General features: G+C 64.4%; 11 protein-coding genes. 3 read left to right on the forward strand and 8 right to left on the reverse strand.

Features of this window, described 5'->3' with window-relative positions; all coding sequences use genetic code 11:
* Positions 1-66: 66 nt before the first annotated feature.
* The 3 genes from ACYU8T_RS14965 to cofH all read right to left on the reverse strand — a co-directional run bounded on the left by ACYU8T_RS14965 (position 67) and on the right by cofH (position 4457).
* Positions 67-1179: a helix-turn-helix transcriptional regulator gene (locus tag ACYU8T_RS14965; protein ID WP_461160097.1), complete on the reverse strand. Its 1113-nt coding sequence runs from the start codon at positions 1177-1179 to the stop codon at positions 67-69.
* A gap of 51 nt (positions 1180-1230) precedes the next feature.
* Entirely contained in the window at positions 1231-2076 is an 846-nt protein-coding gene (locus tag ACYU8T_RS14970) for an HpcH/HpaI aldolase/citrate lyase family protein (RefSeq protein ID WP_461160398.1), read from the reverse strand.
* A 71-nt stretch (positions 2077-2147) separates the two neighbouring features.
* A complete protein-coding gene (gene cofH, locus ACYU8T_RS14975; RefSeq protein ID WP_461160098.1) occupies positions 2148-4457 on the reverse strand; it encodes a 5-amino-6-(D-ribitylamino)uracil--L-tyrosine 4-hydroxyphenyl transferase CofH in 2310 nt (769 codons plus the stop codon).
* Between the two features lie 245 nt (positions 4458-4702).
* On the opposite strand from cofH, the gene lptB reads away from it, so the two are divergent.
* Together lptB and rpoN are read left to right on the forward strand one after the other, a co-directional pair.
* Positions 4703-5488 (forward strand): LPS export ABC transporter ATP-binding protein, encoded by a 786-nt coding sequence (lptB, locus tag ACYU8T_RS14980; protein ID WP_201516397.1) that lies wholly within the window; start codon positions 4703-4705, stop codon positions 5486-5488.
* Between the two features lie 51 nt (positions 5489-5539).
* The gene (rpoN, locus tag ACYU8T_RS14985) at positions 5540-7048 is read left to right on the forward strand and encodes an RNA polymerase factor sigma-54 (RefSeq protein WP_461160099.1); all 1509 of its coding nucleotides are present in this window, start codon (positions 5540-5542) and stop codon (positions 7046-7048) included.
* 28 nt (positions 7049-7076) lie between these two features.
* On the opposite strand, the gene ACYU8T_RS14990 is transcribed toward rpoN, so the two are convergent.
* Both ACYU8T_RS14990 and mgtE read right to left on the reverse strand, forming a co-directional pair.
* Entirely contained in the window at positions 7077-7475 is a 399-nt protein-coding gene (locus ACYU8T_RS14990; RefSeq protein WP_097093289.1) for a DUF1489 family protein, read from the reverse strand.
* Positions 7476-7515: 40 nt separating this feature from the next.
* On the reverse strand, positions 7516-8964 hold the full coding sequence (gene mgtE, locus ACYU8T_RS14995) for a magnesium transporter (RefSeq protein ID WP_247233836.1): 1449 nt from the start codon (positions 8962-8964) through the stop codon (positions 7516-7518).
* 157 nt (positions 8965-9121) lie between these two features.
* Between mgtE and ACYU8T_RS15000 the strand changes: the two genes are divergently transcribed.
* The gene (locus ACYU8T_RS15000) at positions 9122-9574 is read left to right on the forward strand and encodes a peptidylprolyl isomerase (RefSeq protein WP_247233838.1); all 453 of its coding nucleotides are present in this window, start codon (positions 9122-9124) and stop codon (positions 9572-9574) included.
* Between the two features lie 112 nt (positions 9575-9686).
* Here ACYU8T_RS15000 and ACYU8T_RS15005 read toward each other — a convergent pair whose 3' ends face one another.
* The 3 genes from ACYU8T_RS15005 to ppc form a co-directional block, all read right to left on the reverse strand.
* Positions 9687-10343 (reverse strand): hypothetical protein, encoded by a 657-nt coding sequence (locus ACYU8T_RS15005; RefSeq protein ID WP_247233840.1) that lies wholly within the window; start codon positions 10341-10343, stop codon positions 9687-9689.
* The gene (locus ACYU8T_RS15010) at positions 10343-10903 is read right to left on the reverse strand and encodes a hypothetical protein (RefSeq protein WP_461160100.1); all 561 of its coding nucleotides are present in this window, start codon (positions 10901-10903) and stop codon (positions 10343-10345) included. Before ACYU8T_RS15010 ends, ACYU8T_RS15005 begins: the two co-directional genes overlap by 1 nt.
* 254 nt (positions 10904-11157) lie before the next feature.
* The gene (gene ppc, locus ACYU8T_RS15015) at positions 11158-13854 is read right to left on the reverse strand and encodes a phosphoenolpyruvate carboxylase (RefSeq protein ID WP_461160101.1); all 2697 of its coding nucleotides are present in this window, start codon (positions 13852-13854) and stop codon (positions 11158-11160) included.
* Between the last annotated feature and the right edge of the window lie 4 nt (positions 13855-13858).

Consider the following 13858-nt stretch of genomic DNA (forward strand, 5'->3'; position numbering starts at 1 on the left):
TTGCAGGGAAAGGGAGATATTTCTGCTGTTTCAAGGCTATGGAAATTCGCCGTACCCTGCGCCTAATCAGGCGAAGGGAGCAAGCCCCGTCAGGATCAGCCGGACCAGGTCGGCCTGCCCCTTCGCGCCTGACTTTTCATAGATTCGCTTGGAATAGTTGCGCGCCGTTTCGCTGGTCAGGCGCAGCTGCTCACCCGCGCTGACGATGCTCTCCCCCAGGCTCAATGCATGAGCCAGCGCCGCTTCGCTGCTCGACAGTCCGTGCAGTGCCGCCAGGGTACCCACCGCCGCCTGCGCCGCTTCGCGCCTTGGGGTCCGCACGATGCCGATCACCGCTGGCAAGGCGCAAGGTTCGCTCAACGCCAGATCGGATTTCCGCAGCAGCAGGTCCAGATCCCGGCTCTCATCAATGCGGATCACCCGGGTCGCGCCCGGCGGCGCCGACGCCATTTCCGCGCAAGCCCGGTTGAGCGCATGAGTGGTGTCGGGCAGTAATTGCAGCCGCCGCTCCGCACTTGGGCCGGGCTTCATGGTGAAGCTCAGCATCGCCTCCGCCGCGGGATCGGCTGCCATCACCCGGCCACCCCAATCGAACGCCAACTGCGCCACCCCCAGCCGCGCCAGCGCGCCCTGCGCCATCGCCACCTGCAATCGCGCCTCGATCAAGGCCACCAAAGTCCGCAAGGCTGCGGCGAAATGCGGGGCGATGCTGGACAGCACGGCGACGGCGGAGGCAGAGAAATCCTCCCGTTCGCGCACCAGCAAGAAATGCGCATCCGCCACGCCCCCAGCCGCTACGCGCAACCAGCGGCCATAGCGAATATTCATCTCATTGAGCGCCTCGCGCTGCCGCGCCAGTTCGCCCGCATCATCATAGTTGAGCATCTCATCCAGCGCATAGACGCGCCCTGGACGCAGCGATCCATAAGGATGCAGACGCAATGCTTCGAGTCGGCGGAAATCGAGGGGCGGTTCCTGCGACGCACGCGGCGCGGCGATGTGGATCACCGTGGGCTCCTGTTCCGGCATGGCATTGGCCAGTGAAATGATCAGAAAGGCCCGCCGCGCATAGGTGCGGCTGACGAGATTACGGATGAAAGCGCCAAAAGGCGGGCTTTCATGAATTCCGTCCACCAGCGGCAGGAACAGCTCGTTCTGATCGGCCCAGAGAGAACCCATGCCCCGCCTCTCCCATATGGGAGATAGGCCGTCAAGCTGACTGGCGGTGGTTCAACAGCGGGCGAGCAGCGCCTGCGCCTTTATCAGGTGCGGCCGGTCGATCATCTTGCCATCCAGCGTCAGGACGCCCGCGCCAGGATTGGCGGCAAATGCATCGACCACTGCCTGGGCACGGGCGACTTCCTCTTCCGATGGGGTGAAGGCCGTGTTGATCACCGGCACCTGATCGGGATGCACGGCCATCATGCCCAGAAAGCCGTCGCGCGCGCCGCGCTGCGCATAAGCGGCGAGCCCCTCCAGATCGCGAATGGCCGGATATACCGTCTCGATCGGCAGCACCCCTGCCGCGCTTGCGGCGAACAGGGTAAGCGCGCGCGCCATTTCATAGGGCGGCGTGTAGCTGCCATCGGCATGCCGGGCGGTCAGCGCGCCGACCGCCGCGGGCAGATCCTCCGCGCCCCAGGTAAGGCCAGCCAGCCGCTCCGGCACATCGGCATATTCACTCAGCCGGAACAGCGCCTTGGGCGTTTCCGTCGCGATCGGCAGGATCAGCGCGCGATCATCACCGCGCTGCCGCAGCCGCTCGTCCAAACCCTTGATCGACGCGGCACCTTCCGCCTTGGGCAGCATGATCCCCGCCGGACCCGCTTGCACGACTGCATCCAGATCGGCGTCTGTAAGACCGCCGTCGAGCGGGTTGACGCGCACGAACAGCAGGGTTTCGCCATCCGCCGCTTCCTTCAGAAAGGCCCCGATTTCCGTGCGAGCCGCCGCCTTGCCAGCGAGCGCCACTGAATCCTCAAGGTCCAGGATCAAGGCATCGGCGCCGCTGTTCAGCGCCTTGCGCATCCGTTCGGGCCGATCACCCGGCACGAACAATAATGACCGCAAACGCATCGGCCGCCTGGCTTCCATTCCCTCAATCATCCCCACGCCTTATCGTCACCGGCACGGCTTGGCAAAGCAGATCAGGCCGCCGCCTCCTGCCTCACCTGCCCGTAAAGCGTAGTGCGCTGCCTGGCAAAGCGCCCGGCCGCCTCTGCTGTACGATGCATGCGATCAACATCGAACAATTGGCCGTTAGCGCCGCCTGCCGCGCGTGTGATGGATTCGTCCATCAGCACGCCGCCCAGATCATTCACGCCCGCGCCTAGCGCCGCAATAACGCCCTCTTCGCCAAGCTTCACCCAGCTCGCCTGGATGTTCGAAATCGCGCCGTGCAGCGCAATCCGCGCCACCGCCTGCATCAGCATCGCCTCCCGAAAGCTCGGCCCGGACCGCGCCTTGCCCTTCCGCCATATCGGTGCTTCCATATGGACGAACGGCAACGGCACGAATTCGGTAAAGCCGCCGGTCTCATCCTGAAGGTCGCGCACCACGCGCAAATGCCTCGCCCAATGGCGATAGTCGTCCACATGCCCGAACATGATGGTTGCCGTGCTTTTCAGGCCGACCCGATGCGCCGCCCGCATCACCGCCACCCATTCATCGGTCGAAACCTTGTCGGGGCAGATGATCGCGCGCACCTCCTCATGCAGCACTTCGGCCGCCGTGCCGGGCAGGGTGGACAGCCCCGCTTCCTTCAGCATCGTTAGATAGGGCTCCAGTTCCATTCCGAGCGTCGAAGCGCCATGGGCGATTTCCAACGGGGAAAAGGCATGGATGTGGATACCCGGCGCAGCCTCCCGCACAGCCTTCACGATCGACAGATAGGTATGGCCGTCATAATCGGGATGGATGCCGCCTTGCAGGCACACTTCGGTTGCACCCCGCGCCTGCGCCTCGGCCGCCCGCCGCCCCACTTCCTCCAGGTCGAGCCGGTAGGCAGGCCCGCGCAAGGCCTTCGCCGTCCCCTTGGAAAAGGCGCAAAAGCCGCATCGGTAGCTGCAAATGTTGGTATAGTTGATGTTGCGATTGACGACATAGGTCACGGCATCGCCCACCGTTTCGCGCCGCAATCGATCGGCGGCATCCATAACCCGACGGACATCGGAACCAGCCGCTTCGAACAGCGCGACCATTTCTCCTTCCTCAAGGCCGCGCCCCATCGCCGCCCTGTCCAATATGGCCTCGATCCGCCCGGTCTGCATCGTCTCCCCGGCGGCAGGCAGCGATGGCGGCGGCTCACCCGTTCCCGCGCGCCAGCGTTCGATGATCGGCAAGCCCCTGGCATCCACTTCCCGCCGCACCTTCAGCGCGATTGCAGGCTCCAGCCACTGTTCCGGCTCCTTGGCATAGCGCGGACCCGCCGCCAGCCTTTCGGTCAGCACGCGCCCGGCCGCCGCCGTTGCAGCGCCAAGCGCCATCAGATGCGGCCAGGGGGCTTCGGGATTCACATGGTCCGGCGTAACCGGCGAAACCCCGCCCCAATCATTGACCCCCGCCCGCATCAAACCGGCGAGGCCGTCGGGTTGGAGGTTCGGCGGCGCCTGGATCGTCATCTCCGGCCCCAATATCAGCCGGGCGGCAGCGATCGTCCAAAGATGCTCCTCCAGCGGCGGCTCGGCACGCCCTGCCATCCGCGTGTCCGCCTTGGCCCGGAAATTCTGGATGATGACTTCCTGGACATGGCCATGCCGCGCATGAGCATCGCGGATCGCAATCAATGCTTCGATCCGCTCCATCCGCGTCTCGCCGATGCCGATCAGCAAGCCGGTGGTGAAGGGCATCCGCGCCCGTCCCGCCGCTTCGATCGCCTCCAGCCGCACCGCCGGGACCTTGTCGGGCGAGCCATGATGCGGTCCGCCCCTGGCGCACAGCCGCTCGGACGTGCTTTCGAGCATCAGTCCCATGGACGCCGCCACCGGCCGCAGCATCGCCAGATCATCATCGTCCATGATGCCGGGGTTCAGATGCGGCAGCAGGCTCGTTTCAGCCAGCACCGCCGCCGCTGCCTCGCGCAGATAGCTCAGCGTTGATCCATGCCCCAATCCCGCCAGCGCCGATCGCGCGACCGCATAACGGTCCTCCGGCCGGTCCCCCAGCGTGAACAGCGCCTCCCGGCATCCCGCCGCTTCGCCCGCCCGCGCGATGTCCAGCACTTGCTCGATCGACAGATAGGGCGAACCGGCATTGCGCGGCGCCTTGGCAAAGGTGCAATAATGGCAGACGTCGCGGCACAGATGCGTCAGCGGGATGAAGACCTTGCGCGAATAGGTGACGGTCGCGCCAAAAGACGCCAGCGTCATGGCTTCGGCCTGTTCCATCAAGGATTCCACGGACTGCGGGATCAGCGCACGCGCCCATCCCTCCGCCGTACCGGCTTCTGTTATCCTCATTCCTCGCCTATCCTATTGCATCAAATTGTACAGCAGCGGACAGTTTTGCCCTGCTCCAACTCGATCCCGAACTTGATGCAGCACTGACCCTTGTGGCGCGCCAAATCAAGCATTGAACGGCCTTTCAGCGGGGATCGCCGATTTTCCCCTTGCCCCGGACGCGATCCCATGCACAAAGCTTGCCAATTGCCTCGGCCGCGCCGCTATTTTACGTGGCGTTAACCATGTCGCAGCAAGGATGAGTGATGGACGATGTCGTAATTCAGGATAGGCAGGACGCCGAAAGGCGCAGGGCAGCGCAGGAATCGAGCGACGGCCTGTCGGTGATTTCCATCGCCAAAAGCTATGACAAGCGCACGGTCCTGACCGATGTCTCGCTGACGGTAGGAAAGGGTGAGGTTGTCGGCCTGCTCGGCCCGAACGGCGCGGGCAAGACGACCTGTTTCTATTCGGTGATGGGCCTCGTCCGCCCGGATCATGGCCGCATCATCCTGGACGGTCAGGACATCACCGGCCTTCCCATGTACCGCCGCGCGATCCTGGGCCTTGGCTATCTGCCGCAGGAAACGTCGATCTTCCGCGGCCTCACCGTCGCCCAGAATATCAGCGCGGTGCTGGAACTGGCCGAACCGGACAAGGCATCGCGCGAAGCCCGCCTTGCACAGCTGCTCGATGAATTCGGCCTCACCCGCCTGGCCAATTCGTCCGCCATGGCGCTCTCCGGCGGTGAACGCCGCCGCTGCGAAATCGCCCGCGCGCTTGCCGCCAATCCCTCGATCGTCCTGCTGGACGAACCCTTTGCCGGCATTGACCCGCTCTCCATCGCCGACATTCGCGACCTTGTGAAGCAGTTGAAGACGCGCGGCATCGGCGTTCTCATCACTGACCACAACGTCCGCGAAACGCTGGAAATCGTGGACCGCGCCTGCATCATCTATGGCGGCCAGGTGCTTTTCACCGGCAGCCCGACCGAACTGGTCGCCAATGCCGAGGTGCGCCGCCTCTATCTGGGCGAGAATTTCTCGCTCTGAAATGACCGCGCGGCGCCCCTCTCTCCGGCGTGACGAAACAGGCACCGGCTGATGTCGCTCGCGCCCCGCCTCGACCTGCGGCAAAGCCAATCGCTGGTGATGACGCCGCAGCTTCAGCAGGCAATCAAGCTGCTGGCGCTTTCCAATCTCGAAATCGACGCCTTCGTCGCGGCGGAACTGGAAAAGAACCCGTTGCTGGAGGCAGGCGGCCCGACCGATCCAGCGCCCCCCGCCGATGGCATAGACGCGCAGATAGACCTTCCCGCCCTCGCGCCAGAAGCAGGCGGCATCGACGCCCTCATCGGGCAAGGGCATGCCGAAACCGACGCCCCGCTCGACGTCGATTATGGCACGGAAACCTTCATTGACGATGGCCCGTCCGATCGCGCCGTCAGCGCCATGGGATCAGGCGGCCACGATCTTTCCCAAGGCAGCGGCGAAGCGATCGACTTCGACAGCTTCGCCAATCCGGAGATCGGCCTTCAGGAACATTTGATGGATCAAGCGCGCAATGCGCTCTCCGGCATGGACCTGCTGATCGCGACCCAACTCATCGGCCAGATCGACGAGGCCGGCTATCTGGAGGCCAACCTCCTCGAAACCGCCCATGGCCTCGGCGTCCCTCTTGTCCAGGCGGAACAGGTGCTGAGCATCATCCACGGCTTCGACCCCACCGGCGTCGGCGCCCGATCGCTCGCCGAATGCCTGACGCTTCAGGCCAAGGAGGCGGATCGCTATGACCCCTGCATGGCGAAGCTGCTCGCCAATCTGGACCTGCTCGCCCGTGGAGCCCTCCCCCAACTGCGCCGCATCTGCGGCGTGGATGAAGAGGATATGGCCGACATGATCCGCGAGCTGCGCGCCTATGATCCCAAGCCGGGCCTGCGCTATTCCAACGACCGCGCACCCCCGGTGACGCCCGACCTGTTCGTGAAGCCCGCAGGCGATGGCTGGTCGATCGAGATCAACAGCGCGACCTTGCCCCGCCTGCTCATCAACCGCAGCTATTATGTCGAACTCGCCTCCGGCCCGCAGGATCGCACGTCAAAGGCGTGGCTCGCCGACTGCCTCGCCAGCGCCAATTGGCTGGTCAAGGCGCTCGACCAGCGGCAGAAAACGATCATCAAGGTCGCCACCGAAATCGTCCGCTGCCAGGAAGATTTCTTCCGCCAGGGCGTCGCGCACCTGAAGCCCCTGACGCTCAAGATGGTCGCCGAAGCCATCGGCATGCATGAATCGACCGTCAGCCGCGTCACTTCCAACAAATATCTCTCCTGCCCGCGCGGCGTTTATGAGCTTAAATATTTCTTCACCAGCGGCGTGTCGACAGCAGGCGGCGATGGCGCCGTCTCCGCCGAAGCGGTGAAGAGCCACATCAAGGCCCTGATCGCCGCAGAAACCGCCGACGCGATCCTGTCCGACGATACGCTGGTCGACCTGCTCCGCGGCAAGGGTATGGACATCGCGCGCCGCACCGTCGCCAAATATCGCGAGGCGATGGGCATCGGCTCATCGGTGCAAAGGCGGCGGCAGAAAGCGCTCCAAGGAAAGGCAGCTTAGGACGGAAGCGCGGGCGGCGGCCGAAACCTCAAACCAACCCCAATCGCGTCAACTCCCCCAGCATAGCGGGCGGCATCGCCTCCAGATCATCCACCTCACCCGACCCCAGATCAGGCGGCGCATCCTTCTCCTCCAAGTACCGCCAACCCTGATGCGCGCGCTTGGGCGCCCCGCGCACCGCGATCAATCGCGGCTCCAGCTTGATCCAGAAGCGCCCCTGCCCGGTCTCTTGAAAACCGATCAACGGACTACGCCCCACCAGCCTGTGCTGATGTATCCAGTAAAGCGACCCACCCGCCATCTCCGCCACCCGCTTGGGCAGGTAGCGGGTCGTCAGCCGTGCCTCGCCGGAATGACTTTCAAGCCACGCGCGCAGCGTCGCCGGGCTCTCGCTGCCAAAGGCAATCTTTGTGATGTGAAGGGGCATGGATCAGAAAATGGGCTCTCGACGCACAGGGTCAAGCCCGTCACAGACCCCAGATCGTCGCCAGTCCCAGGAAAGAGAAAAAGCCCATGATGTCCGTCGTCGTCGTCACGAACACCGCCGATGATACAGCCGGGTCGACATTGAACCGGTCCAGCGTCACCGGCACCAATATGCCCGCCAGCCCCGCGACCAGATTGTTGATCAGCATCGCCATGGCAATGACAAGGCCAAGATCATGATTGCCATAGATCAATCCCACGGCCAGGCCGACCATGATCCCGAGCGCCGTGCCATTAGCGCTTGCGATGCGAAACTCCCGCGCGATCTGCCGGATCGTATTCGAACTTGTCAGCTGATTGGTAGCCAGCGCGCGCACCGCGACCGCCATGGTCTGCGTCCCCGCATTGCCGCCCATGCCCGACACGATCGGCATCAGCACGGCCAGCACGACATATTTGGATATCGTCGCCTGGAACAGCCCGACGACCGACGCCGCCAGCACCGCCGTGCCCAGATTGACCACCAGCCAGGACAGGCGCGTGCGCACCGTTTCCAATATCGGCTGATTGATGTCGCCCTCGCCCGCACCCGAAAGGCGCAGGATATCCTCGCCCGCTTCCTCGGAAATGATGTGGACGATGTCATCGACCGTGATCATGCCGACCAGCCGCCCGCTGGCATCCACCACAGCCGCTGAAATCAGCGCATATTTCTGGAAGCGCAGCGCCACTTCCTCCTGGTCCATGTCGACCGGGATCAGCGTCTGCTCGCGCTTCATGACATCCGCCATGGCGATCGAGCGCGGGCAAGTGAGGATCCAGCTCAACTGGCAGGTGCCGATCGGCTTGTGCGCCTCGTCCACCACGAAGATTTCCCAGAAATCCGTGGTCAGGTCGCGATTGTCGCGCAGATAGTCGATCACTTGGCCGACCGTCATATGCTCGGGCACCGCGACCAGATCGCGCTGCATCAATCGGCCGGCGGACTCCTCGGGATAAGCGAGCGCGCTTTCGATCGCCGCGCGATCTTCCGGCTCCATCGCATCGAGGACGGCCTGCTGATCGGCCTCCTCCATATCCTCGATGATCGCAACGGCGTCGTCGGTATCGAGTTCAGCGGCGAAGTCCGCGACCTGCTGCGGCTCCAGCGCATCGAGCAGGTCGTCGCGCACATAGTCGTTAAGCTCGGACAGCACTTCCGCGCCGACCAGATCGCCCAGCGCCGCCGCCACTTCGCCCCGCCGCTCGGACGGCGTCAGTTCCAGAAGGTCGGCAATATCCGCCGGGTGCAGCGGCGATACCAGTTCGCGCGCCCGATCGCGGTCGCCATCCTCCACCGCGTCCAGCACGGCGGAAACAAAGTCCGGCCTCAGCCGGTCATCCTCGTCATGACGGGATTCCGCCTGCTCGGCGGCACGTCCATCAACGACTACGTCGTCAATAGGCAGTTCGTCCGGCCGGGGCTCGGCCATATCGGCTCGCTCGCTCATCGCGTCCCCTACTGTCCGGTTCCTGTAACATTTGGCTGCTTTTGCTCATGATCGGGATAAATGCAATGCCTCAAACATTGATTGAAGCGCTTCCATCCCGGTCCTAACGCTCTATATGGACCAACATTTCCCCACTCCCCCGAAAGAGGAGATTTCCATGGCCGACGAAACGCTCACCCTCACCCTCGACAGCGGCGGCGATGTCGTCATAAAGCTGCGCCCCGATCTGGCGCCCGGCCATGTCGAACGCATCACCCAGCTGGCCAAGGAAGGCTTCTACGACGGCGTCGTCTTCCACCGCGTCATCCCCGGCTTCATGGCGCAGGGCGGTGACCCGACCGGCACCGGCATGGGCGGGTCGAAGCTGCCTGACCTGAAGGCCGAATTCAGCCGCGAACCGCACATCCGCGGCGTCTGTTCCATGGCCCGCGCAGCAAACCCGAACAGCGCCAACAGCCAGTTCTTCATCTGCTTCGACGACGCCACCTTCCTCGACGGCCAGTACACCGTCTGGGGCGAAGTCACGTCCGGCATGGAACATGTCGACGCCCTGCCGAAGGGCGAACCGCCCCGCACCCCCGGCAAGATCGTCAAGGCAACCATTTCCTGACAAGAGCGAAGGGGCCGATCGAAAGATCAGCCCCTTTCTTCTGTTAGCGTCATCCCATTCGCTTCGAACGCAGTCGAAAAGCGGACACCGCTAGCCAAGCTTCCCGCGCCGACTACTCCGAACCATTCGCGACGGCGGCATCGCCAGCCTCGCCCTCAACCGGCGCGACATAAGGTCCGATCGACTCGATGTGCCACCGCCGGTCAGCCTCGCTCGATCCCGGCACGTCATTGACTCGCCGCAGCGTCACCTGCCGCAGCTTGTACCAAGGCTTCCCATTCACCGCGAGCCGCCCATAGACTTGCACCGGCACGGTCACATAGGAAGAGCCCGCCGCGCCCTCCATCTCACCGGGCGCACCGATATTGGCGTGGATTTCGCTAAAGTTGCGGAAACGTCGGGCAAAAGCCTCGTCATCCTCCGCGCCGATCGCGCCCTTCTCGTTCCAAAGGTCCTGCGCGTCGTCGAAACGCCGCTGTTCCAGCAGCGCATAATAGCCCTGCACGACCTGGGCGGCGCCCTGCGGTCCCTTAGGGTCGATCGACCCTTCCTCGATCGGGGCGGCATCTGGCGGCAAGCCGCCGGGCGTACCCGGCTCGGGCGGCCGCAGCGGTTCGAGCACCTCCCGCGCCTCCGCGCGGAAGCTGTTCTCAACCTGCGCAGCGTTGGCACCGTTGGCCAGGTTGTCGATCGCGCTTTCCTCCCGCCCGTCACAGGCGGCGAGCGAGAGGGAAATGACCAGCGTTGCAGCGCCCCACCCAGCCCGCATCAGCGACGCAGCGTCCCGCGCCAGTGCGTTCCATCGGAACGGGTCGTCGTGGAACCAGATGCACCGCTCGACCGGCCGCCGCTCCAGCTGCCGCGTGGGCTACCCGCGCGCGGCTGGCTCTGAACGACCGGAGGAGCAGCCGTGGCATTGTTCCTGTCCCGTCCACGCCATTGGCCATCTCTAACCCGGCGGCCATCGCGATAAAGGCGGCCTTCTTCCGGCCGGGCCAGACTGCCGCGCCAATGGTCGCCACGCTCGTTGCGCCGACCTTCCCAATAGCGCCGCTGGTCGTTGTTCCAGCGGTGACGGCGTCCACCCCGGTCGTAGACATAGTAGCCGCTGCCCGGATAATAATAATCGCCGTACCAGCCATAGCCGGGGCCGTAATAGCCTGAACCATAATAAGCGGGGCCATAATAATCGTCATAATAGCCACCGCCATAATAGCCTAACCCGACGCTCACACCGCCATAATATCCATCGTCATAGGCGCAGCCGCCCAGTGCCACCGCACCGGCAAGGCTGATCGCAGCCAGAAACCTTCGTCCGGACCACGTCATTGCCTCTCTCCTTTTCTCCAATACAGGCAGGATAACGCGTCCCGGTTGAATTGGTTGTGAATGAAAACATCGACTCTGCTCACCGCATGGGCCATCGACGTTCATCCGGCCTTCATCTTCTTGGCTGGATTAGCTTTTTTCTGAATTTGGCCAGGTTGCTTTTGTCGCCCGGCTCTCCGGCTCGCGCCCTCCTTCACGGGGAGCGCCAGGGGTTCGGGGCGGCATTGGACTGCTAGCCGTCCCGGATTCACCCTCTAGCCGCTGTTGCGCAGCGCCGTGGCGATGGCGTTGATCGACAGTTCGATCCCTTCCTTGATGCGCGGATCATCCTCCCCACCGCGATGGCGCTTCATCAGTTCCACCTGCAACAGGTTCAGCGGCTCGATATAGGGCAGCCGCAACCGGATCGATTCATCCAGCTTCGGATTCTTCTCCAACAGCCGCGACTGGCCCGTCGCCGCCAGCAGCCCGTCATGGGTCAGCTGCCATCCTTCCCGGATGCGCTCGAATATCGCGCCGCCCACCGCCTGATCCTCGACCAGCGGCAGATAATGCGCCGCGATCCCCAGATCCGACTTCGCCAGCACCATCTCCAGATTGGCGAGCGCGGATTTGAGGAAGGACCAGCTCTGCGCCATATCGGCCAGCAGCGCCTTGTCCTCGAACGCCTCGAACGCCTGTCCCATGCCGTACCAGCCGGGCAGCATCACCCGCGCCTGCGACCAGCTGAACACCCATGGAATGGCGCGCAAATCCTCGATCCGCGTGCTCTTGGTTCGGCTGGCGGGCCGTGACCCGATCTTCAGGCCGGAAATCTCCTGAATCGGCGTCAGCTGCCGGAAGAATTCCTTGAACCCCTCCGTCCCGTAGACAAGGTCGCGATAAGCGGCGAAGGCGGTCCTGGACAGTTCGTCCATCGCCCCGGCAAAGCGCGCTGCGTCCCGATCCGAAATCCCCTCCGGCTCCAGGCTCGCGAGCAGCGTGGCGCTCGTCATCGCCTCCAGATTGGTCATAGCCACGTCGCGCGTGCCGAACTTCGCCGCGATCACCTCACCCTGTTCGGTGATGCGGATGCGCCCCTGCACCGTACCGCGCGGCTGCGCCTGGATCGCCGCGAAGGAGGAACCCCCGCCACGCCCCACCGCGCCGCCCCGGCCGTGGAACAGCTGCATCGCCGTGCCCGCATCCTCGAACACCGGCGCCAGCGCCTTGCTCGCCTGATACAGCCCCCAGGTCGACGTGATATAGCCGCCATCCTTGTTGCTGTCGGAATAGCCGATCATCACTTCCTGATGACCCCGCTCGCGCACCACCCCCGCAATCTCGGGCAGGCCGAAATAGGCCGCCATGATCATGGGCGCCGCCTCCAGATCCGCGATCGTCTCGAACAGCGGCACCGCCATGATCGCCGCTCGCGCCGGTCCGCCATCCTTCCCCGCGCGCCACAAGCCCGCCTCCTTCAGCAGCAGGTTGACCTCCAGCAGGTCCGAAACGCTCTCCGCCTTGGAGATGATATAGTGGCTGATGCACGCAGCCCCGTAAGTCTCATGTGCCTCCGCCGCCGCCTGCACGATCGCCAGTTCGGACGCGGTCTCCTCCGAATATTCCGAAAAGCGCGAACCCAGCGGCCGATTGCTCGCCAACTCCGCCCGCAGCAGAGCAACCCGCGCCTCCTCATCCAGCGCGGCATAATCCGCCTCAACCCCCGCGACCTTCAGCATTTCAGCAACCACGCGCTCATGCACATCGCTATTCTGCCGCATGTCGAGCGTCGCGAGGTGGAACCCGAACGTCTCGACCGCCCGGATCAGCCGCCCCAGCGCCCCGCCCGTCGCCAGCGCGCCGTCGCCCTCGCTCGCCAGCCCCTGCGCCACCGTCACCAGATCGCGCCGCAAATCCCCCGGCTGCGCATAGGGCTCTCCCGACAACCGCGAAGGACGGGGCGGCTCTTTGCCCACCAATTCCCGATAGGTCGCCGCCAGCCGCGCATAAATCCCCGACAGCGCGCGCCGATAGGGCTCGTCCCCGCGGCTGGGCGAGTTGTCCCCGCTCGCCTCCGCCAAGTCCAGCACTGCCTCCGGGACATGCGCCAGCTCGGTGGATAGCGACAGCTCCGCCCCCAGGGCGTGCACCGCCTCCAGATAATAAGCGATCGCCGCCTCGCACCCACGCCCGAGCGCCGACCGCAACTGGGGCGCCTGCACGAACGGATTGCCGTCCCGGTCCCCGCCGATCCAGTTCCCCACCCGCAGGAAACTGGGAGGCCGCACCCCCAGCACCCGCTCCCACCGCGCATAAAGCGCAGGCAGCACCGGCAGGAACACGTCCCGGAAATAGGTCAGGACATTGTCGATCTCATCCTGCACGAACAGCTTCTGCCGCCGCAAAGGCCGCGTCTGCCATAACAGCGCGATCTGCCGCGCGATCGCCTCGTCCAGATTCTCCCCGTCCTCGGTCTCGTCGCGCCCCGCATCCTTCAACATCATCAAGTCGGCGATGCGGTTCTTATGATCGATCATGCTCTTGCGCCGCACTTCGGTTGGGTGGGCGGTCAGCACCGGCACGATCAGCGAATGGTTAAGCAGCGCCAGCACCGCGTCCCGCCCGATCCCATGCGCCTCCAGTCGCTCGATCGCCGAAGCCACATCCGCGTCCGGATCGGCCGCCACCCCCTGCCGATCCTCCGCCAGATTGGCGAGCATCGAAAACAGCATGAACCCGCGCACGAAGGACAGCGTGTCGTCCAGGCTCAACGCCTCCAGCCCGGTATCCACCACATCCGCGCCGTGCAGCCCCCGCGCCCGGTCGACCGACGCGGAGCGGATATATTCCGTCTGCCGGTAAAGCCGATCCCCGCCATAGGCCCGGATCACGTCGCCGAGCAGACGGCCAAGGTAACGAATGTCCGGATTTTGCGTAACCGGCGGAGGAGGAGAGGAAAGAGTCGCCATGAAA

The organism is Sphingobium sp. TomMM35A (assembly GCF_054771735.1).

What these genes read in the sequence shown, in the direction of transcription:
- ACYU8T_RS14965 (WP_461160097.1), bottom strand. Translation starts at nt 1,179, where the DNA reads ATGGGTTCTCTCTGGGCCGATCAGAACGAGCTGTTCCTGCCGCTGGTG.
- ACYU8T_RS14970 (WP_461160398.1), bottom strand. Translation starts at nt 2,076, where the DNA reads ATGCGTTTGCGGTCATTATTGTTCGTGCCGGGTGATCGGCCCGAACGG.
- cofH (WP_461160098.1), bottom strand. Translation starts at nt 4,457, where the DNA reads ATGAGGATAACAGAAGCCGGTACGGCGGAGGGATGGGCGCGTGCGCTG.
- lptB (WP_201516397.1), top strand. Translation starts at nt 4,703, where the DNA reads ATGGACGATGTCGTAATTCAGGATAGGCAGGACGCCGAAAGGCGCAGG.
- rpoN (WP_461160099.1), top strand. Translation starts at nt 5,540, where the DNA reads ATGTCGCTCGCGCCCCGCCTCGACCTGCGGCAAAGCCAATCGCTGGTG.
- ACYU8T_RS14990 (WP_097093289.1), bottom strand. Translation starts at nt 7,475, where the DNA reads ATGCCCCTTCACATCACAAAGATTGCCTTTGGCAGCGAGAGCCCGGCG.
- mgtE (WP_247233836.1), bottom strand. Translation starts at nt 8,964, where the DNA reads ATGAGCGAGCGAGCCGATATGGCCGAGCCCCGGCCGGACGAACTGCCT.
- ACYU8T_RS15000 (WP_247233838.1), top strand. Translation starts at nt 9,122, where the DNA reads ATGGCCGACGAAACGCTCACCCTCACCCTCGACAGCGGCGGCGATGTC.
- ACYU8T_RS15005 (WP_247233840.1), bottom strand. Translation starts at nt 10,343, where the DNA reads ATGCGGGCTGGGTGGGGCGCTGCAACGCTGGTCATTTCCCTCTCGCTC.
- ACYU8T_RS15010 (WP_461160100.1), bottom strand. Translation starts at nt 10,903, where the DNA reads ATGACGTGGTCCGGACGAAGGTTTCTGGCTGCGATCAGCCTTGCCGGT.
- ppc (WP_461160101.1), bottom strand. Translation starts at nt 13,854, where the DNA reads ATGGCGACTCTTTCCTCTCCTCCTCCGCCGGTTACGCAAAATCCGGAC.